The 19,392-nt window shown below is 42.3% G+C and carries 19 protein-coding genes, 1 pseudogene and 1 other annotated feature; of the genes and pseudogenes, 18 read left to right on the forward strand and 2 right to left on the reverse strand.

Annotation, left to right across the window (positions count from 1 at the left end; translation table 11 throughout):
- Positions 1 to 88 precede the first annotated feature (88 nt).
- From dnaB to thrS, 5 genes are all read left to right on the forward strand, one after another.
- The gene (gene dnaB / locus AXI59_RS07125; protein WP_061527754.1) at positions 89 to 1,498 is read left to right on the forward strand and encodes a replicative helicase loading/DNA remodeling protein DnaB; all 1,410 of its coding nucleotides are present in this window, start codon (positions 89 to 91) and stop codon (positions 1,496 to 1,498) included.
- 24 nt (positions 1,499 to 1,522) lie between these two features.
- Positions 1,523 to 2,458, forward strand: coding sequence for a primosomal protein DnaI (gene dnaI, locus AXI59_RS07130; protein ID WP_061523061.1), 936 nt, complete (start codon positions 1,523 to 1,525; stop codon positions 2,456 to 2,458).
- A 34-nt stretch (positions 2,459 to 2,492) separates the two neighbouring features.
- On the forward strand, positions 2,493 to 3,134 hold the full coding sequence (locus AXI59_RS07135) for a TVP38/TMEM64 family protein (protein ID WP_061527755.1): 642 nt from the start codon (positions 2,493 to 2,495) through the stop codon (positions 3,132 to 3,134).
- Positions 3,135 to 3,199: 65 nt separating this feature from the next.
- On the forward strand, positions 3,200 to 4,030 hold the full coding sequence (gene ytxC, locus AXI59_RS07140; RefSeq protein ID WP_061527756.1) for a putative sporulation protein YtxC: 831 nt from the start codon (positions 3,200 to 3,202) through the stop codon (positions 4,028 to 4,030).
- Between the two features lie 408 nt (positions 4,031 to 4,438).
- Entirely contained in the window at positions 4,439 to 6,370 is a 1,932-nt protein-coding gene (gene thrS / locus AXI59_RS07145; protein WP_061527780.1) for a threonine--tRNA ligase, read from the forward strand.
- Between the two features lie 187 nt (positions 6,371 to 6,557).
- Here thrS and AXI59_RS07150 read toward each other — a convergent pair whose 3' ends face one another.
- On the reverse strand, positions 6,558 to 7,346 hold the full coding sequence (locus AXI59_RS07150; protein WP_061527757.1) for an HAD family hydrolase: 789 nt from the start codon (positions 7,344 to 7,346) through the stop codon (positions 6,558 to 6,560).
- A 184-nt stretch (positions 7,347 to 7,530) separates the two neighbouring features.
- Here AXI59_RS07150 and AXI59_RS07155 point away from each other — a divergent pair, with 184 nt between their 5' ends.
- From AXI59_RS07155 to AXI59_RS07190, 8 genes are all read left to right on the forward strand, one after another.
- Complete coding sequence (locus AXI59_RS07155) at positions 7,531 to 9,312, forward strand: sensor histidine kinase (protein ID WP_061527758.1); 1,782 nt, start codon at positions 7,531 to 7,533, stop codon at positions 9,310 to 9,312.
- Positions 9,290 to 10,024, forward strand: a complete 735-nt coding sequence (locus AXI59_RS07160; RefSeq protein ID WP_061523056.1) for a LytR/AlgR family response regulator transcription factor — start codon at positions 9,290 to 9,292, stop codon at positions 10,022 to 10,024. The genes AXI59_RS07155 and AXI59_RS07160 overlap by 23 nt, the downstream gene beginning before the upstream one ends.
- Positions 10,025 to 10,154: 130 nt before the next feature.
- Positions 10,155 to 10,595: an antiholin-like murein hydrolase modulator LrgA gene (gene lrgA / locus AXI59_RS07165; protein ID WP_061523150.1), complete on the forward strand. Its 441-nt coding sequence runs from the start codon at positions 10,155 to 10,157 to the stop codon at positions 10,593 to 10,595.
- A 12-nt stretch (positions 10,596 to 10,607) separates the two neighbouring features.
- Complete coding sequence (gene lrgB / locus AXI59_RS07170; RefSeq protein ID WP_061527759.1) at positions 10,608 to 11,291, forward strand: antiholin-like protein LrgB; 684 nt, start codon at positions 10,608 to 10,610, stop codon at positions 11,289 to 11,291.
- A gap of 521 nt (positions 11,292 to 11,812) precedes the next feature.
- Positions 11,813 to 11,943, forward strand: a sequence feature (ribosomal protein L20 leader region).
- A gap of 57 nt (positions 11,944 to 12,000) precedes the next feature.
- Positions 12,001 to 12,522: a translation initiation factor IF-3 gene (gene infC / locus AXI59_RS07175; protein ID WP_010886591.1), complete on the forward strand. Its 522-nt coding sequence runs from the start codon at positions 12,001 to 12,003 to the stop codon at positions 12,520 to 12,522.
- A 12-nt stretch (positions 12,523 to 12,534) separates the two neighbouring features.
- Positions 12,535 to 12,735 (forward strand): 50S ribosomal protein L35, encoded by a 201-nt coding sequence (gene rpmI / locus AXI59_RS07180; protein ID WP_003152493.1) that lies wholly within the window; start codon positions 12,535 to 12,537, stop codon positions 12,733 to 12,735.
- A 31-nt stretch (positions 12,736 to 12,766) separates the two neighbouring features.
- Complete coding sequence (rplT, locus tag AXI59_RS07185) at positions 12,767 to 13,126, forward strand: 50S ribosomal protein L20 (protein WP_003152495.1); 360 nt, start codon at positions 12,767 to 12,769, stop codon at positions 13,124 to 13,126.
- Positions 13,127 to 13,180: 54 nt separating this feature from the next.
- On the forward strand, positions 13,181 to 13,447 hold the full coding sequence (locus AXI59_RS07190; RefSeq protein WP_061523053.1) for a DUF1294 domain-containing protein: 267 nt from the start codon (positions 13,181 to 13,183) through the stop codon (positions 13,445 to 13,447).
- A gap of 16 nt (positions 13,448 to 13,463) precedes the next feature.
- Here the strand turns inward: AXI59_RS07190 and AXI59_RS07195 are convergent, their stop codons facing one another.
- A complete protein-coding gene (locus tag AXI59_RS07195) occupies positions 13,464 to 13,856 on the reverse strand; it encodes a hypothetical protein (protein ID WP_061523052.1) in 393 nt (130 codons plus the stop codon).
- A gap of 181 nt (positions 13,857 to 14,037) precedes the next feature.
- Between AXI59_RS07195 and AXI59_RS07200 the strand changes: the two genes are divergently transcribed.
- The 5 genes and pseudogenes from AXI59_RS07200 to AXI59_RS07220 all read left to right on the forward strand — a co-directional run bounded on the left by AXI59_RS07200 (position 14,038) and on the right by AXI59_RS07220 (position 19,312).
- Positions 14,038 to 15,123, forward strand: coding sequence for a M42 family metallopeptidase (locus AXI59_RS07200; protein ID WP_061527760.1), 1,086 nt, complete (start codon positions 14,038 to 14,040; stop codon positions 15,121 to 15,123).
- Positions 15,124 to 15,279: 156 nt separating this feature from the next.
- Positions 15,280 to 15,438 (forward strand): annotated as a pseudogene (locus AXI59_RS07205) (arabinan endo-1,5-alpha-L-arabinosidase); the annotation flags it as partial.
- Between the two features lie 563 nt (positions 15,439 to 16,001).
- The gene (locus AXI59_RS07210; RefSeq protein WP_061527762.1) at positions 16,002 to 16,544 is read left to right on the forward strand and encodes a PadR family transcriptional regulator; all 543 of its coding nucleotides are present in this window, start codon (positions 16,002 to 16,004) and stop codon (positions 16,542 to 16,544) included.
- 31 nt (positions 16,545 to 16,575) lie between these two features.
- Positions 16,576 to 18,291 carry an MFS transporter gene (locus tag AXI59_RS07215; protein ID WP_061527763.1) on the forward strand — a complete coding sequence of 572 codons (1,716 nt, stop codon included), beginning with the start codon at positions 16,576 to 16,578 and terminating at the stop codon, positions 18,289 to 18,291.
- A gap of 199 nt (positions 18,292 to 18,490) precedes the next feature.
- Positions 18,491 to 19,312, forward strand: coding sequence for an MBL fold metallo-hydrolase (locus AXI59_RS07220; protein ID WP_082791742.1), 822 nt, complete (start codon positions 18,491 to 18,493; stop codon positions 19,310 to 19,312).
- The last annotated feature ends 80 nt before the right edge of the window (positions 19,313 to 19,392 follow it).

The following is a 19,392-nucleotide window of genomic DNA, read 5'->3' on the forward strand; positions in this document are numbered from 1 at the left end:
CTTTTCTCATGAGCAAAATTGGCATTTGTGATAGATTAGAGAAACGGTGTAAAATGAGAGTAGAAACATATCGGAAGGTTTGAGAAACATGGCTGACTATTGGAAAGACGTATTGCCTGTAGACCCTTATACGGTCAAAAGCCGTTCGCTGCTTCAGGATATTGACAGACAAATTTTGACACAGCTGTATCAGCCGCTGATCGGTTCTTTTGCATTCTCTCTTTATATGACATTATGGGGAGAGCTTGAGCAAAACCGCCTGTGGGGCACAGAATCCACACACAGGCAGCTGATGGGAATGACGCAGTCGAATTTAAAAAAGATTCACCACGAACAGGGAAAGCTTGAAGGAATCGGCTTATTAAAAGTGTATATCCGGGAATCCGAACAAGGGGAGCGGATGTTTATCTATGAGCTTCTGCCTCCGCTCAGGCCGAATGAATTTTTTGAGGACGGCATGCTGAATGTCTTTCTTTATAATAGAGTCGGTAAAACGAAATACCAGCAGCTGAGGCAATTTTACACGCATCCGTCTGTCAGCGGCGACGCAAAGGAGATTACGCGCCCGTTTAATCATACCTTTGAATCGTTTCAGCCGAGTGAATGGAAACTGACGCCGGATATGGAGGAAACGATGGAAGTGGCCGAGGGCTCTGAATTGGCGTCTGTCGGACAAGCGCCTTCTTATACGGTGACGGAAGAAGTTTTTGACTTTGAGCTGTTTTTGGCGGGACTGTCAGAAACGATGATCCCGCGGAAAGCGATCACACAAGACGTGCGGGAGTGCATTAAAAAGCTGTCGTATTTATACGGGATTGATCCGATCTCTATGCAGCATGTCGCTATGACCGCAATTAATGAGCAAGATGTCATTTCGGTTGAAGCGCTAAGAAAAGCGGCAAGCGACTGGTACCAAATAGAACGGAACGGACAGCTTCCGGACTTAATTGATAAAGTACAGTCTGTCCGCCTGAGGGAAAACGGCGAAAAAGATAACGGGGACTCATTGGATGCGAAGCTTATTGCACAGCTTGAGACTATCTCGCCGAGAAAGCTTTTGCAAGACATTGCCGACGGCATCGAACCCTCTAAAGCCGATCTGAAAATCATAGCCGATATTATGTTTGAGCAGAAGCTTGAACCGGGCGTCACCAATGTGCTGATTTATTATGTAATGCTTAAGACGGATATGAAACTGTCCAAAAACTATATACAAAAAATCGCTTCCCACTGGGCCAGAAAAAAAGTAAAAACCGTCAGAGAAGCGATGAAGCTCGCGATTGAAGAGCATAGACAATACCTCGACTGGGCTGAAGGCAAGACAACCCGCACGGCGCAAAACAAAAAAATCGTCCGGGAAGAAAAACGCCCTGATTGGCTGGAAGAAGAGACCGGAAAGAAAACAGAAAAGCCGCTTCTTTCCGCAGAGGATCTCGAAGAGCAAAAGAAAAAGATGATGGAAGAAATGAAAAAACTGAAAAAATACTCTGCCTATTAAGACAGAGAAGCGGGGTGATGATGAATGGAACCGATCAGCCGTTCCCTTGAAGGCGTCACAAAGAGGCCTGACTTCCAAAAACGACTGGAACGAATGCAGCAGCACGTTATGGCGGATAAAGATGTCCAAGCTTTTTTGAAGGAGCAAAAAGACGTTATCGATCAAAATATGATTGATAGAGGTTTAAACAAGCTGTACGAATTCGTTCAGCAAAGCAAGAAATGTGCCTTTTGCTCGGAAGACAACCAAACGAACAACCTGCTGGAGGGCTATCATCCGAAGCTCGTCATAAACGGGCGTTCCATTGATATCGAATATTATGAATGTCCGGAAAAGAGAAAACTTGACCGGCAGAAAAAACAGCAGTCACTCATGAAAAGCATGTATATTCAGAAGGATTTGCTCGGCGCCACCTTCCAGCAAATCGACATTACCGATCCGAGCAGACTCAGCATGTTCCAGCATGTAACGGATTTTCTGAAGAGCTATAATGAAACGGGCAAAGGCAAGGCGCTTTACCTGTACGGGAAATTCGGAATCGGAAAAACGTTTATTTTAGCCGCCATCGCCAATGAACTGGCGGAGAAAGAATATTCGTCTATGATTGTGTATGTTCCTGAATTTGTAAGGGAACTGAAAAACTCGCTTCAAGACAAGTCATTGGAAGAGAAACTGAATATGGTGAAAACGACGCCGGTTCTAATGCTTGATGATATCGGAGCGGAATCAATGACAAGCTGGGTCAGGGACGAAGTCATCGGCACCGTGCTTCAGCACCGAATGAGCCAGCAGCTGCCTACGTTCTTCTCGTCTAATTTTTCACCTGACGAATTAAAGCATCATTTTACGTATTCGCAGCGGGGGGAAAAGGAAGAAGTAAAGGCGGCAAGGCTGATGGAGCGGATTTTATATTTGGCTTCGCCGATCCGCCTGGACGGAGAAAACCGACGCCAATCATAGCGTCTGGCGCCGCAAAGGGGAAGGATTTGAGGGGATGAAGAGTAAAAAGGGTGTCACATGGGCTGCGATTGCAGCGGGAGCGGGGCTTTTGTTTTGGGCAAACCGTAAATACCTGAATTTGTCGCCTAAAGACATCCGTCTCTGGGTGTTATCATTCGGTGTCTTTGCGCCGCTTGTTTTTATCGGGATTTCTGTTGTCAGGCCTTTTGTGCTGTTTCCTGTTTCAGTTGTTTCAATAGCCGGGGGATTGGCGTTCGGCCCGCTGTTTGGCACGGTGTATACGCTGGCAGGCTCAATGGGGGCTGCCGCTGTGTCTTTTTTCGCGGCGGGCTTGTTTTCGTTTAAGCGAGAGAGCCGTCACGGAAAAATGGAAACCATTCAAAAGCAAATGAAAAACAACGGCTTTTTTTATATTTTCATCCTCCGCATCTTACCGATTAATTTCGATGTGATCAGCTACGCCGCAGGCCTTTCCCGGGTCAGGCCGATGACGTATTTTTTGGCAACCGCAGCGGGCATCATTCCGGGGACAATTGTGCTGAATGTGCTCGGCGCGAGCTTTATGTCTGGAAATGCACTCACAATGTTCAGCGTAATCTGCCTGTACATCGTTTTTTTATCCCTTCCGATTATCTTTAAAAAGAAGGTGCGTCATTTGTTCGGCGGTCAAAGCTAACCTTTACGTCTATTTTAAAAGCATCCCCCATATACTTGTAACAGATGCCGTAAGGGGGGACAAATATGCTTGAAGTGACTTTTGAAGATGACCACGATACCGCCGCTTTTTTACATCTCATTCAGCAATCGGACGACCGGAGACATTTTATTGTCCGTGAAGGCATAAAAAAAGTCGGAATCGAAAGGGCTGAACCGGCTTATTCCGTTCAGCGCTTTATTGAACCGATACTGGTCAGGTTTTTTTTGGAATGTAAAGAAGACGAGCATATGCTTTCACTAATTGAAGGAACATACTGCTTCACTGATCAAGATGAACAGCAGCAAATCCTTCAGCTTGCACACAGCATTATGGAGGGTGATCTTGATGATCATCCGTTTGAGCCGAAGAAGCTGCCCCGCAAGCAGTTTATTTTAGAAGCGCTTCAAACCATTTCTTTGGACAGCGGTGTTTTTTCCGTGCGTTCGTTTCAGACATTTCGGCTCGGCGCGTACTATGAACGGCTTAGGGAATACGCGGAGGCCGCGATAGATGAATACCAGATGGAGCAGGAGTATCAAAATTTTATTCAATCATTGAGAGATTACGTGACTTCAAATCCGCCGCGAATGAAAAAAGTCCATATCGTTCATGACCGGTCATTTACGCTGTGGGAAATGCGCTTTGTTTCAGAACGGGAACAAAAAAAATACATAGACAGACGGTTTGTCCGGGATCATCCGATGTATATAGATTCCCATCTGCTTGCGCCGCTGATTTCCATTGCGCCGGAAACGGTAGAGCTCTATACGGACCGGCCGGAACACGTCATGGCCAGAACAATCCAAAATGTTTTTCAGGAACGTGTGCGCCTTTTTCCGCTGGACGAGTTTGCGAAAGAGAAGACGGAAGGCTAGACGCACGGACGGCCTTGTAAAAAAGGCAGGGCTGTCTGTGCGAAAATAGACAGAAACCGAGTTGCATTTTTCTGCAGGACATTTTATAATACATATCAGATTAATGATTGCTACACGTATTGATAAGGACATGAAGCATTGATACCGGCTTGAAAAGAGAGGAAAGCCCAGGCTGAAAGCTTTCCAGCTATGGATCATTGACTTTACCGCCTTTGAACTTCAGCTGTGAACGCCGGACTAAAGCGCCAGTAATAGCTGACGGGAACTCCCGTTACAGAGTTTAGAGCCGCAAGTGCCGGAACGACGGCCTCGCGGAAAAAAGGGTGGAACCACGATTCCGTTTATTCAACCTCGTCCCTTTCATAGGGGGCGGGGTTTTTGATATGCATAAAAAAAGGAGTGGCGAAGATGTCAGATATGATTAACATTACATTTCCGGACGGAGCAGTAAAGGAATTTCCGAAAGGATCAACAACAGAAGATATCGCGGCATCCATCAGTCCGGGATTAAAGAAGAAGTCTTTAGCCGGTAAACTGAACGGACAAGAAATTGATTTGAGAACGCCGATCAATGAGGACGGTGCCGTAGAAATTATTACAGAAGGTACAGAAGAAGGGTTGAGCATCATGCGCCACAGCACGGCTCACTTATTGGCCCAGGCGATTAAACGCATTTACAAAGATGTGAAATTCGGTGTCGGACCCGTCATTGAAAACGGATTTTATTATGACATTGAAATGGAGCAGGCGCTGACACCGGATGACCTTCCGAAGATTGAAAAAGAAATGAAACGCATCGTCGGCGAAAATCTTCCGATCATCAGAAAAGAAGTAAGCCGTGATGAAGCGAAAGCAATGTTCGCGGAAATTGGCGATAATCTGAAGCTTGAGCTGCTTGACGCCATTCCGGAGGACGAAACCGTCACTATTTACGAGCAAGGTGAATTTTTTGACCTGTGCCGCGGCGTGCATGTTCCGTCCACCGGGAAAATTAAAGAATTTAAGCTGTTAAGCCTTGCAGGCGCGTACTGGCGCGGAGACAGCAAGAATCAAATGCTCCAGCGCATCTACGGAACGGCATTCTTCAAAAAGGATGACCTGAAAGAGCATTTGCGTATGCTTGAGGAAGCGAAAGAGCGCGATCATAGAAAACTCGGCAAAGAATTAAAATTGTTCGCCAACTCTCAAAAAGTCGGACAAGGGCTTCCGCTTTGGCTGCCAAAAGGCGCGACTATCCGCCGCGTTATCGAGCGTTACATCGTGGATAAAGAGCTGAGCCTCGGCTATGAACACGTGTATACGCCTGTGCTCGGAAGCAAGGATCTGTACGAAACATCAGGGCACTGGGAGCATTATCAGGACGGCATGTTCCCTCCGATGGAAATGGACAACGAAACACTTGTGCTTCGTCCGATGAACTGCCCGCATCATATGATGATTTACAAACAAGACATTCACAGCTACCGCGAACTTCCGATCCGCATTGCCGAGCTTGGAACGATGCATCGCTATGAAATGTCAGGTGCGCTGTCAGGACTTCAGCGCGTGCGCGGCATGACGTTAAATGACGCTCACATTTTCGTCCGCCCTGATCAGATTAAAGAGGAATTCATCCGCACCGTCCGTTTGATTCAAGACGTATACAAAGACTTCGGGCTGAACGATTACACCTTCCGCTTATCTTACCGCGACCCGGAAGACACGGAGAAATATTTTGATGATGATGAGATGTGGAACAAGGCGCAATCTATGCTGAAAGCCGCAATGGATGAAATCGGCCATGATTATTATGAGGCTGAAGGCGAAGCGGCATTTTACGGCCCTAAGCTTGATGTGCAAGTGAAAACAGCGATCGGAAAAGAAGAAACATTGTCAACTGTACAGCTTGACTTCCTTCTTCCGGAACGGTTTGATCTCACTTACGTCGGCGAAGACGGCAAACAGCACCGTCCAGTCGTCATTCACCGCGGCGTCGTGTCAACGATGGAGCGTTTCGTTGCTTTCTTAATCGAAGAGCACAAAGGAGCCCTTCCGACATGGCTTGCTCCGGTTCAGTTCCAAGTGATCCCGGTTTCGCCGGCCGTGCATCTTGACTACGCGAAAAAAGTGCAGGAACGCCTGCAGCGCGAAGGCTTGCGCGTTGAGCTTGACAGCCGTGACGAAAAAATCGGCTACAAAATCCGCGAAGCGCAAATGCAAAAAATACCGTACATGCTTGTGGTCGGAGACCAAGAAGCGGAAAACGGCGCCGTAAACGTCCGGAAATACGGAGAGCAGAAATCAGAAACCGTTTCACTGGATGACTTTGTGAAAAAAGCAGTATCTGAAGCGAAAAAATAATAACTGAACGACCTAAACCCCATTCATATTGAGTGGGGTTTTTTTAAAAGACCGGAACGCCATGACCATAGTGTGCGGGGCAGAACTGCATGCGTGAAAAGCTGATGGGAAGACTCAATGAATTTCGCAGCTGAAAAAAGAAATAGATAAGGTATGTAAACTCCTTATCTATTTCTGCCGTGCAGCTCTATTCTTTTTTCTCTAGTATCGCAAACAGCTCGTGAAGATCGCCGATCACGTAATCAGGGGTTACATCCGTTTCATTTTTCTTCCCTGTCCGGTTTACCCAGACAGTCGTGATGCCTGCCCGCTTGGCGCCTAAAATATCTGTGTTGAGGTTGTCGCCGACCATAATGGCTTCCTCTTTTTTCAGCTGCAAGAGGCCCAGGCAATGTTCAAATATAGACGCATCGGGTTTTCCTTTTCCGAAAGCGCCTGAGATGACAATTTCATTAAAGTAAGGCGCAAGCTCAGGCACCCCGGCAAGCTTTTCTTTTTGCAGGCTCGGGTCGCCGTTTGTCAGCATGAGAAGCTCATAATTTCCTTTCAGCTGATCAAGCACCGCAAACGTTTCATCGTATACATACGGACGCTGCCGGCGTTCTGCCGCAAAAAACTCTGCCAAATATTCTCCGTAAGCCGGGTCGTCTATACCGACGTTTTTCAGGCCGTTTGTCCAGGCGTTTCGTCTGTACTCGGGGGCAATTTGATTCAGTTTTTTAAATCCTTCGCTGACCGGCTCGGAAAAATTCGCCCATAGCCCTTCAAACGGATTGATGCCGATCATGACCGTATAAGGATAGGTTTCGTATGACATGTATAATTCCCGGGCGGCTTTTCGAACGGCTTCTTCAAATGTGTGCGGGTCAAGGCCATATTTTTTTTCCGCTTGCAAACATGTTTCTCTGAATGTTGTTCTGACGCTTTTTTCATCCCATAACAGTGTATCGTCCAAATCAAAAAATACGGCTTTCATGATCTTCTCCTCTTTTTCATATTCTCACACTCTGCCATAAGGCTCCCGTTTATTCTACAATAGATACAAGGCCTGTTAAAGATCTGTTTTCAGATGATTTTAAAAAAACAGGCAGATTCATGTGCAGTTCTGCCTTCGGTCCGGAAACATGATAAAATAAAATTTGAAAGAACAGGTGAATGATATGCTGCATTTGATGATTATGATGCTGGAAAGAGTCGGCATTATCGTGATATTGGGGTTTGTTCTGGCCCATACCAAATTGTTCAGACAGGCGCTCCAGCATCCCGAGAGCTATAAAGGAAAAGCGGTGCTGATTTCTATCTTTTCATTGTTCAGCATCATCAGCAACTATACGGGAATTGAGATTCAGCGGAATATGATCATGAATAATGACTGGGTGTTTCAAATTGATCCGTCCGGCTCCATCGCCAATACGCGGATTATGGGCGTTGAAATCGGCGGACTTTTGGGCGGGCCGTATGTAGGAATCGGCGTCGGCTTATTGGCCGGTCTCCATCGCTTATCGCTCGGAGGCGCGACCGCTGTCAGCTGCGCCGTCTCTTCCATTTTAGCGGGAATTTTGTCCGGTTTGATCGGGCGTTATTTCAGAAAACGCTACGTGATGCCGACACCGAGAGTGGCGGCGCTTGTCGGAATCGGGATGGAGTCTTTGCAAATGCTTCTCATCCTGCTTTTGGCCAAGCCGTTTTCCGATGCCTGGACGCTTGTGAGTATGATCGGCATCCCGATGATATTGATTAACGGGTCAGGGAGCTTCATTTTTCTCTCCATTATTCAATCCATCATCCGCAAAGAAGAACGGGCGAGAGCGCTTGAAACCCACAGGGTGCTGATGATTGCCGACCAGACGCTTCCGTTTTTCCGCCAAGGGCTGAATGAAAGCTCCTGCAAAAGCGTGGCGTCCATTATTCACGAACAAACGGGGACGGACGCGGTATCGCTTACGGACAATGAAAAAATTCTTGCGCATGTCGGTGCAGGTGCTGATCACCATATCCCGTCAAAAAGCCTGATTACGGGCTTATCTAAACGGGTCATAAAAACAGGCCATATTATGAAAGCGACATCAAAGGAAGAAATTGAATGCACGCACAGCCAATGCCCGCTGCATGCGGCCATTGTATTGCCCCTCACGTCAAACGGCAAAACGATCGGCACATTGAAAATGTATTTTAAAAGCCCGTCCGGTTTAAGCCAGGTAGAGGAGGAACTCGCCGAGGGTCTGGCTATGCTGTTTTCCACCCAGCTTGAGCTTGGCGAAGCGGAGCTGCAAAGCAAGCTGCTGAAGGATGCAGAAATTAAGGCGCTTCAAGCACAGGTGAATCCGCATTTTCTGTTTAATGCGATTAACACGATTTCTGCCCTTTGCCGTACGGATGTGGAGAAAACCCGTAAGCTTCTCCTGCAGCTCAGCGTCTATTTCCGTTCCAACCTGCAAGGCGCAAGGCAGCTGCTCATCCCGCTTTCCAAGGAGCTGAACCATCTGCACGCTTACTTGTCATTAGAGCAGGCCCGTTTTCCCGGGAAATATAAAATCGGCCTGGATATAGAAAATGGCTTGGAGGAAATCGAAATTCCCCCCTTTGTGCTGCAAATCCTTGTGGAAAATGCGCTCCGCCACGCTTTTTCAAAGAAACAAGACAGCTGCGTTGTCAATGTCCGCGTGGTGTCCGACGGTCCGTCAGTCTTGATGCAGGTGGCGGATAACGGACGGGGAGTGGACCCGGAGTTGTTATCTGTCCTCGGAAACCGTCCGCTTCCGTCTAAAGAAGGGACGGGGACGGCGCTTTACAACTTAAATCAGCGGCTGATCGGTTTATTCGGCCAAAAAGCCGCTCTGCAAATGAAAAGTGAGGTCGGCAAAGGGACAGAAGTATCATTTGAGCTGCCCTTGAAACTGATGAATAAAGGAGAAGAACATGCTGAAGGTGTTAATCGTTGATGATGAAATGCTGGCAAGAGATGAATTAGCCTACTTGCTCAAGCGGACAAATGAAGTAAGTGAAATAAACGAGGCGGAAAATATAGAATCCGCTTTTGACAGCATGATGGATCAAAAACCGGATTTACTGTTTTTAGACGTTGATTTGTCAGGAGAAAACGGATTTGACATCGCCAAGCGGCTGAAAAATATGAAAAACCCGCCGGCTGTCGTGTTTGCCACAGCGTATGACCAATTCGCTTTAAAAGCCTTCGAAGTGGATGCGCTTGATTATTTAACAAAACCTTTTGATGAGGAAAGAGTGCGGCAGACGATCAGAAAGTTTAAAAGAGTTAAGCAGGATAAGGCAGGGGCCGCCGCTGAGCAGTCCGCCGCTTCCGGCCCCCATAAGCTGGCTGTATCTGCCGGCGAATCAATTGTGATTTTAGATACAAAGGATATTATTTTTACAGGGATGGAGGACGGGCACGTATCCGTCAAAACCTTTGCCGCCTCTTATTCTGTTCATGAAACCTTGGCGGTTATTGAGAAAAAACTGCCTGATACGGATTTTATGAGAGTGCATCGCGCCTTCATCGTTAATACGGAGCATATTACAGAAATTCATCCATGGTTTAATTCGACGTACAATCTCATCATGAAAGACGGCTCGAAAATCCCCGTCAGCCGTACATACGCAAAGGACTTAAAGAAGCTGCTTCATATTTCATGAAGCGGCTTTCTGCATTTCACCAGCCGTTTTTTGCATTTCGGAATGAATATCCTGCCATTTAAAATGAAAGCGCTTTATGCGTGTTTTTCTCTTTTATAATGAAGGCAACAAAGAGAAAGAGGTGAAGAAAATGAGTGCGAAAAAAGTGTATGGATTTTTGACACAAGCATTTATTTTTGCCGTAATTATGCTGATATCTAATGGGATTGCAGCGATTGTCCCCATTCCTATACCCGCTTCTGTCGTAGGTTTGGTGTTATTATTTGTCCTCTTATGCCTGAAAGTGATTAAGCTTGAACAAGTAGAAACGCTGGGAACATCATTAACGTCACTGATCGGATTTTTATTTGTCCCGTCGGGCATCTCCGTGATGAATTCACTTGGCGTCATGCAGCAGTACGGCGTGCAAATCGCACTCGTGATTTTACTCGCTACCATTATTCTTCTGGGAGCGACCGGTCTTTTTTCTCAATTTATTCTGTCTGTCAGCAAAAAACGTCAAAAGGCTGCTCCGGCTGAACAAGCAGGGGTGCGCCATCCCAATCAAGAAAAAGAGCTTGTGCAGCATTAGGAGGGAAAACGGATGAGTCCATATTTCGGTATTGTCGTTTCACTTGCAGCTTTTGGCATCGGTACTTTTTTATTCAAGAAAACGAAAGGCTTTTTCCTCTTCACCCCGCTGTTTGTCGCGATGGTGCTGGGAATCGTCTTTCTGAAGGTCGGCGGTTTTTCATATGATGATTATAAAAGCGGCGGAGACATTATTAAGTTTTTCCTGGAGCCGGCGACCATCGCTTTCGCCATTCCTTTGTATAAGCAAAGAGACAAGCTGAAAAAGTATTGGTGGCAGATCATGTCGTCCATCATTGTCGGATCTGTCTGCTCAGTTACTATCGTTTATTTGATCGCAAAAGGCATCAATCTTGACGCGGCTGTCATGAAGAGCATGCTTCCGCAAGCGGCGACAACGGCAATTGCCCTGCCTTTGTCAAAAGACATCGGCGGCATCAGCGACATCACCGCCTTTGCCGTTATTTTCAACGCCGTTATCGTATACGCCCTCGGCGCTTTATTCTTAAAACTGTTTAAAGTGAAACATCCGATCTCTAAAGGATTGGCCCTGGGCACATCAGGACATGCGCTCGGTGTGGCTGTCGGAATTGAGATGGGTGAAGTAGAAGCGGCAATGGCAAGCATTGCGGTTGTAGTTGTCGGAGTTGTAACGGTGCTGGTCATTCCGGTGTTCGTTCAATTCATCGGAGGATAAGCCAAGGCGGAAGCCTTGGCTTTTTTTACGGCGGGTCTTCCGGATCAATATAACCTTTTTTTAGCTGCTGCTTTTTGTCTTTGTTTTACTTCTTTCACTTGCTTCTTTTTAAATTCAATCGCGAGAAGACTCTGCATCTGTTTCTTTTGTATGGCAGGCTTTAGTTTTTTTATCTCTTTTTCAAGCTCGTTTGTACGAAGGTCTCCCTGGGTCTTTATTTTCGCCTCAGCCGGCTAATATCTCGAAAAGCAGGGTCGGTAAAAGAATTGGTTTGGTTTTGTATCTATCCTTTTCTCCCTCTTTATAACTCTTTTCTCTTTTTCTATACGGAGATATAGGGGGAAAGAGTTATCAGAAACAGTGTTTCAAGTGAAAATGCAGTGATTAGTAGGACCATAACATAATTTCACTTTTTCCTTGCGCTCACCACAACACCGTGTTAAAATGAAAAAGTTGATCCGGAGAAGTCATTCTTGACTAACGTTCCGGTATTGTGTAGAATAGTTACTGAATTGAATATAAATCACAAGCAGAAGCACCCGCTTCTCACCTGATTGACACATTCATGTAGTTGGCAGGTTGACCGTACATTTTTATTTATGCAGATGTTCGTAGTGTGGGTGTGTTATCATGCCCGCACTTTTTGTTTGCCTGCAGAATGCAGTCAAAAGCGTTGTGAATCAATTCGAAGAAACTATGGAGGTGGCTCATTATTAGCAAAGATCAATTGGTTAATGAGGGTATCCGTGCACGTGAAGTCCGCTTAATCGGACAAAATGGCGATCAGCTTGGCATCAAGTCCCGTCAGGAAGCACTTGAAATCGCCGGTCGCGCAAATCTTGACCTTGTGTTAGTTGCAGCAAATGCAAAACCGCCTGTATGCCGTATCATGGACTACGGAAAGTTCAGATTCGAGCAGCAGAAAAAGGAAAAAGAAGCACGCAAAAATCAAAAAATCATTAACTTAAAAGAAGTTCGGTTAAGTCCGACGATCGATGAGCATGACTTTAACACGAAGTTGCGCAATGCGATTAAATTCCTTGAAAAAGGCGATAAAGTGAAAGCTTCTATCCGCTTTAAAGGACGCGCAATCACTCATAAAGAAATCGGCCAGCGCGTATTGGACCGTTTTTCTGAAGCATGTGCGGAAGTTGCGACAGTCGAAACAAAACCAAAAATGGACGGCCGCAGCATGTTCTTAATGCTCGCGCCGAAAAACGAAAAGCAATAAGGAGGAAATCCCATGCCAAAAATGAAAACTCACCGCGGATCTGCTAAACGTTTTAAAAAGACAGGTTCTGGGAAGTTAAAACGTTCTCATGCATACACAAGTCACTTATTCGCCAACAAATCCCAAAAGCAAAAGCGTAAGCTTCGCAAGGGTGCTATTGTCAGCGCAGGAGACTTCAAACGCATCAAACAACAGCTTGCTAACATCAAGTAATCGGACAAGGAACAATTAGGAGGGAAATCTAATGCCAAGAGTAAAAGGCGGAACTGTTACACGTAAGCGTCGTAAAAAGGTTCTTAAACTAGCAAAAGGTTATTTCGGTTCAAAACATACATTATACAAAGTAGCAAACCAGCAGGTCATGAAATCTGGAAACTATGCATTCCGTGACCGTCGTCAGAAAAAACGTGATTTCCGTAAGCTTTGGATCACTCGTATCAACGCTGCTGCACGTATGAACGGTCTTTCTTACAGCCGTTTAATGCACGGTCTTAAGCTTTCAGGTATCGAAGTAAACCGTAAAATGCTTGCTGATCTTGCTGTAAACGATCTTACTGCTTTCAATCAGCTTGCTGATGCTGCTAAAGCTCAATTAGATAAGTAAGCCGCAAAAACCGCTCTCTCCGGGAGCGGTTTTTTTACGTAAAGGGTGAAACAAATGGCTGTTTTTATATATGCGGTATTAATTAATGGATATGGCTTTTGGATCATGGGCGCTGATAAACGAAGAGCAGAGCAGCACAGGTGGAGAATATCAGAAAAGCGGATATGGCTTGCCGCCGCCATGTTCGGATCACTTGGCGTATGGCTCGGCATGCACGCCTTCAGGCATAAGACGAAGCACAGATCTTTCGTATACGGCGTGCCGCTGCTTTTTTTCGCGGAATCGGCACTTGTGCTGCTGTATATCATCAATAGGAAATAAAAAAGCAGGAGAGCACTTATCGCTCGCCTGCTTTTTTTGCCTTTTTTATCGGCTGGTCCCAATCAATCTTGCAATTCGGATAACGCTCCAATACCTTTTTTTCGACCTCTTCAAAATCGTCTGCAGAAAAGCCGCTCAGCTTTTCTGGAGCTTCGGTCCATACAAATATGGTATGGATAAACAGCGGGTGGTCTTTGGAAGGAATGTGCTTCTCTCCTTCAAAGAGCACTCCTTTATAAGTAAGCTGGAGATTTTTTCGCGTGTTTTTTTGTTCATCAAAAAAGTAAAAGTTTTCTTTAGATTGAGCCAGTTTGAGCCTTCTTTTCGGATTTGAATAAAATTTTACCGCCATGTAAAGAAAATAAACAAGAAGGGCAAGCAAAAGAATTCTGAATAATATAATAGCCATTTGTGTGAAGGCACCTCCTCATATTGTCATGATCTGATGTAATACGAAAAACAAAACAAAAGGTTTCATTTTTTTAAAAAGAAATATGTAAAACATTTACCCGATTTTCAGGCGATTTAATCGTATGGTTCCGCATTGGTTCTGTATAATAAGAAGAGTAATGAAAAAAAGGAGGTTTATGATGAAAAAATTAGATGAAACGTTAACCATGCTGAAAGCGTTAACTGATGCCAAAGGTATACCGGGAAATGAGAGAGAAGTAAGACAAGTGATGAAATCATACATAGAACCATTTGCCGATGACGTCACGACCGATCGTCTCGGAAGCTTGATCGCCAAAAAAACCGGACAGGAGAACGGACCGAAAATTATGATCTCCGGCCATTTAGATGAAGTCGGTTTTATGGTGACGCAAATCACTGATAAAGGGTTTATCCGTTTTCAAACCGTCGGCGGCTGGTGGTCTCAGGTCATGCTGGCTCAGCGCGTCACCATCGTCACGAAAAAAGGCGACATTACGGGGATTATCGGATCGAAGCCCCCTCATATATTACCGCCTGACGCCAGAAAAAAAGCAGCAGATATTAAAGAGATGTTTGTGGATATCGGAGCAGCAAGCCGTGAAGAGGCAATGGAATGGGGCGTTCTCCCGGGAGACCAAATTGTTCCGTATTTTGAATTTACGGTGATGAACAATGAAAAACATCTGCTGGCGAAAGCATGGGACAACCGTATCGGCTGTGCGATTGCGATTGATGTATTAAAAAACCTGAAAAACAGTGACCATCCGAATGTCGTCTATGGCGTAGGTACGGTTCAGGAAGAAGTTGGACTCCGCGGAGCAAAAACAGCAGCACACACCATTCAGCCTGACATCGCGTTCGGTGTGGACGTCGGGATTGCCGGAGATACGCCGGGCATTTCTGAAAAAGAGGCGCAAAGCAAAATCGGCGAAGGGCCGCAAATTATTTTATATGATGCCTCAATGGTGTCCCATAAAGGGCTTCGCGATCTCGTTGTGAATACGGCGGAAGAAACAGGAATTCCTTACCAATTTGATTCCATTGCCGGCGGGGGAACAGATTCCGGTTCCATTCATTTAACCGCAAACGGAGTGCCTGCGCTCTCTATTACGATTGCAACGCGTTACATTCATACACATGCTGCTATTTTGCATCGTGATGATTATGAGAATACGGTCAAACTGATTACAGAAGTCATTAAAAAATTGGACCGGGAAACGGTCGATCGTATTACATATCAATAAAGATACGGAAGAATCTGCTTTTTTACAGCGGATTCTTTTTTTGTCTGTACAAATATCAACGGCGCGGCTACAATAGAAAAGAAACAGAAAAATCAGATAAACAAAGGAGAAATCGATATTTTGTAAACGCTTTATTAAAAAGGGGGGATTAGCAAAATGAAAAAAAGATTCAAGCGCATCATCCGTTTTTCGTGTGCGGCATTTACAGCCGGTTTGCTGCTGATGTCTGCGCCACCAGAATCGGCAGCATTTTGGCGGGCATCAAATGAATTGCTTCACGATCCGACGACGGCGAAAAGAACGAAATGTTATTTTGTATTGAAGTGCAACCAAGTGTTCATATGTTATCGTGTGTCAGTTTTATATTATTAAATTATATATAGGTATATTCATGTGTTTGAGCTACGTTAAGTTGAATTGTTATAGAGAAACTTAACATAGAAAGGTATTTTTCATTTTTTTTGTAAATCAATTAGTATCTAAAGAACAAAAGTTCAAAGTGTTGCTTTGGATTTATATAACAGCATTTAAGGATCAGTTTCTAACAGATGAATATTTAATGCTTTTTACTTGATTTTAAAAGAGAACTATGGATTATTAATTAATGATAGTATAATTATCCTTTCTATGGCAGTCATTCTATTGAAAGATGACCATCCAATATAGGCTATATTAAATATTTTATTATAATTAGACCTCATTCATATGCATTTGAATGAGGTTATATTTTTACACTTGATTAAATTAAAAATAAACGCATTTTACAAATTTGAAAAAAATTGATATAATCAAAATTGTTATTAACAATATTAATATTAATTTTGTTAATATTAATGAGCGTTCACAATCAATTTTTATAAAGATAAGGAGTGTTAGTTGTGAAAGGGAGAGATGTTATTTTAGGTGTTTTAATGAAGAAAAAAATGTCAGGATATGACATCAAACTTGTTTTTGAAGATGTTTTCTCTCATTTTTTTGATGGAAGCTTTGGAATGATTTATCCCACTTTAAGGCAATTAGAAAAGGAAGGGAAGATAAAAAAAGAGATTGTAACTCAAGATGATAAGCCTAATAAAAAGTTATACTCCATTACAGAAGAAGGCGTAAAAGAATTTCATCATTATTTAGAAACAAAAGTAGAAAAAGATATTTTGTGTTCTGATTTTTTAATGCGTATGTATTTTGGTGAATATAAAGATTTATCAACAATAAAAAAATGGATAGAGGATGAGATAGTAAGGAAAGAAAAAAATATAGAGGATCTTCGTTCTAAATATGGTACATGGAAAAAAGGATTGACATTTGCCCAGGAAATTTGTTTAGATGTCGGAATTTCACAGTATCAAGCACAAGTTATAACTTTAAAAGAAAAATTAGCACAACTTGTTTTATTAGAAGAGAGTGTAATGTTAAAGGAGTAAACGAAATTAAACTAAAAATGGGGGATTGTACATGGAACAAAAAAAAGGATTAAAAATAGTTTTTTTGATGTGTTTAGGTATTTTTCTTTGCATGATAGATACTACTATTATGAACATTGCGCTACCAGCAATACAGTCAGATCTAAATACGTCTTTAGAAAAAATGTCGTGGATATTAAACATATATACGATGTCTATTGCTGTGTTTGCTATTCCTTTAGGACGTATAGCTGATATTTTTGGTAAAGCAAAAATTTACATAATTGGTTTATTTATTTTTGGATTAGGTTCTATGTTATGTGCTTTGGCGCATAGTGGAGAATTTCTTATTCTATTTCGCTTTATACAAAGTATAGGAGCTGCCATATTATTTCCTACAGCTATGGTAATTGGGGTCTCCGCAGTGCCTTTAGCTAAAAGAAATACAGCGCTTACTATTTTAGGGGTAACACAAGGATTATCAGCAGCACTTGGTCCAGCTGTGGGTGGTGTAATAACAGAATATTTGGGATGGAGATGGGTATTTCTTGTTAATGTTCCAATTAGTATAATAGCTATCGTTTTATGCTTTATTATGTTGAATATAAAAAATGAAAAACGTATTCAGGCGAAAATTGATTGGATGGGATTAGTATTATGTAGTTCAACTATCTTCTTTTTAACGCTTATCTTGGTTAAAGGGAATGATTGGGGTTGGTTAAGCAATGTAGCTTGGATGTGTTATGGGATTGGTGTTACTTCCCTTTTCTTATTTATTATAGTGGAACGAAAAGTTTTAGAACCAATGGTGAATTTACAATTATTCAAGGATCGTATCTTCGGGGGTGCTTCTTTTGTTGTAATTTTAAGTAATTTGTTCTTGGTAGGAGTAACAGTCTTGTTACCGACCTTTTTGACAAGAATGCAAAATAAGACGGAGTTAGAAGCTGCCTTTCTAGTAACACCGATTTCAGGGATGATTTTTCTTGTTTCTCCGTTAGCACCATTACTTTTAAGAAAAATAGGGAAAGTTCCGGTTGTATTTGCAGGCTTTAGTATAATGAGTGTTGCATATTATTGGTTACAGAGCATTACTGTACATTCCACTAATAAAGAAATTATTATTCCATGTATGTTATTAGGAATTGGATACGGTTTAGTTGTTGGACCAATTACAATTTTAGCAGCATCTACATTTGAGGGAGAACTGTTAACTGCTTCACAGAGTGTGGTATCAATGTTGAGACAAGTTGGAGTTGTGTTGGCTGTTGCAGTTTTTGTATCAAGCTTAACTCATAATATTTCAATTAATACTGATAAGGTTTTTAAGTATGCAGAGAAAAGAGTTCAAAGAATACAGGTAGACAAGGGTGAACAAGCAAAAATTTTAGAAGTTGCAAAAACTAAGATTGAAAGTAAAAGTGTAAAACAAGATGGAGAAAAGAAATCACATAAAGATGATAAGATTTTAAACAAAGAGGAAAAAAATAGATTAATTGAGCAAAAGGTAATGGGAATTTTAAATAGCATACCAGTTCAATATAGAGAAAGTAAAAAAGAAGAAATAACAAAACAGGTAACTCAAGAAGTAGAAAATAAGATGGAAATGATGAAAGAACAGGTTAATTCATTTTCTGAGGATGTAACTCGTTATACAGAAAATCAGATGGCAAAGAGCTTTACAGATTTATATAAAATAAGTGCACCGATTATTTTAATTTGTGGGTTTATTAGTTTTCTTTTTTATGAAAGAAGAAGAAAAGAGTAGATAATTTATTTATAATACATTAATTCTATAATCTTAATAAATAAGTTAAAGGTTTTATAGATGATAAGGATGAATTAAATATGGAATATAGCAATAACAGAAAAATTCTTATTTCAGGACCGATTGGAAGCGTACATATTTATTTAATAGAAGGTAAAGAACCTACTTTAATAGATGTGGGAATACATGGAAAAGTTTAATAGAACAATTAGAAAATTTGGGATATCACCCATGTGACATTAAACATATTGTTCTTACACATCATCATGCTGATCATGTAGGATTATTAGATAGATTCCCAGATAATGTTAAAGTTTATGGGCATTTTAAAATGGATCCTTGGATTAGCCAAGAGACGACTTTATATAAGCAATTCGATTCTTTTATAAATACTTATAGGATAATATACGGTATACCTGAGAACTTTCAAAATAAATTGCTAAATATAAATGATAGTCTCACATTGTCTTGTAAACGTTCGCTCACAAATGTTGTTTCAGAGGGAGACGAAATACCGAGTATTCCAGATTTTAAAATTATAGAAACACCAGGTCATTCGTCTACACATATTTGTTTATACCGAGAAAGAGATGGATTATTAATTGGTGGAGATACTTTAATACAAAATGTGTTTTTAAATACAATGCTTGAACCACCTGCTTTAGGTGAAACACAAAGACCTAAGTTACTTCTTCAATATAATGAATCTATTGGAAAATTAAAGAATCTTCCGATAAAGAGAATTCTTCCGGGACATGGACAAGAAATTGTTGATATACATGCATTAATTGAACAACAATTTAAAAAACAGAAAAAACGAATGAAAAGAGTGATTAAGGTACTAAAGGAAAAACCTCAAACAGTTTTTGAAGTATGTACTAAATTATTTGTAGGATTTTATGAAATTCAGTTTCTCTTAGCGTTATCAGAAACGGTTGGAATATTAGATTTATTAGAGCAAGAAAAACAGATTGAAATGAATTGTTTGAGAGAGAAATGGATATATCAGATTTCTGAATGAATCATTTGTATAATAATAATTGTTTAGCTGCTTTTCACAATTACTATTATAAAGAATATGTTGTTAAGGGAGTAGTTAGT

Origin of the sequence: Bacillus nakamurai (assembly GCF_001584325.1) — a bacterium.
Lineage (GTDB): Bacteria > Bacillota > Bacilli > Bacillales > Bacillaceae > Bacillus > Bacillus nakamurai.

Coding starts and splice junctions, on each gene's coding strand:
- dnaB (WP_061527754.1), top strand. CDS start 89: ATGGCTGACTATTGGAAAGACGTATTGCCTGTAGACCCTTATACGGTC.
- dnaI (WP_061523061.1), top strand. CDS start 1,523: ATGGAACCGATCAGCCGTTCCCTTGAAGGCGTCACAAAGAGGCCTGAC.
- AXI59_RS07135 (WP_061527755.1), top strand. CDS start 2,493: ATGAAGAGTAAAAAGGGTGTCACATGGGCTGCGATTGCAGCGGGAGCG.
- ytxC (WP_061527756.1), top strand. CDS start 3,200: ATGCTTGAAGTGACTTTTGAAGATGACCACGATACCGCCGCTTTTTTA.
- thrS (WP_061527780.1), top strand. CDS start 4,439: ATGTCAGATATGATTAACATTACATTTCCGGACGGAGCAGTAAAGGAA.
- AXI59_RS07150 (WP_061527757.1), bottom strand. CDS start 7,346: ATGAAAGCCGTATTTTTTGATTTGGACGATACACTGTTATGGGATGAA.
- AXI59_RS07155 (WP_061527758.1), top strand. CDS start 7,531: ATGCTGCATTTGATGATTATGATGCTGGAAAGAGTCGGCATTATCGTG.
- AXI59_RS07160 (WP_061523056.1), top strand. CDS start 9,290: ATGCTGAAGGTGTTAATCGTTGATGATGAAATGCTGGCAAGAGATGAA.
- lrgA (WP_061523150.1), top strand. CDS start 10,155: ATGAGTGCGAAAAAAGTGTATGGATTTTTGACACAAGCATTTATTTTT.
- lrgB (WP_061527759.1), top strand. CDS start 10,608: ATGAGTCCATATTTCGGTATTGTCGTTTCACTTGCAGCTTTTGGCATC.
- rpmI (WP_003152493.1), top strand. CDS start 12,535: ATGCCAAAAATGAAAACTCACCGCGGATCTGCTAAACGTTTTAAAAAG.
- rplT (WP_003152495.1), top strand. CDS start 12,767: ATGCCAAGAGTAAAAGGCGGAACTGTTACACGTAAGCGTCGTAAAAAG.
- AXI59_RS07190 (WP_061523053.1), top strand. CDS start 13,181: ATGGCTGTTTTTATATATGCGGTATTAATTAATGGATATGGCTTTTGG.
- AXI59_RS07195 (WP_061523052.1), bottom strand. CDS start 13,856: ATGGCTATTATATTATTCAGAATTCTTTTGCTTGCCCTTCTTGTTTAT.
- AXI59_RS07200 (WP_061527760.1), top strand. CDS start 14,038: ATGAAAAAATTAGATGAAACGTTAACCATGCTGAAAGCGTTAACTGAT.
- AXI59_RS07215 (WP_061527763.1), top strand. CDS start 16,576: ATGGAACAAAAAAAAGGATTAAAAATAGTTTTTTTGATGTGTTTAGGT.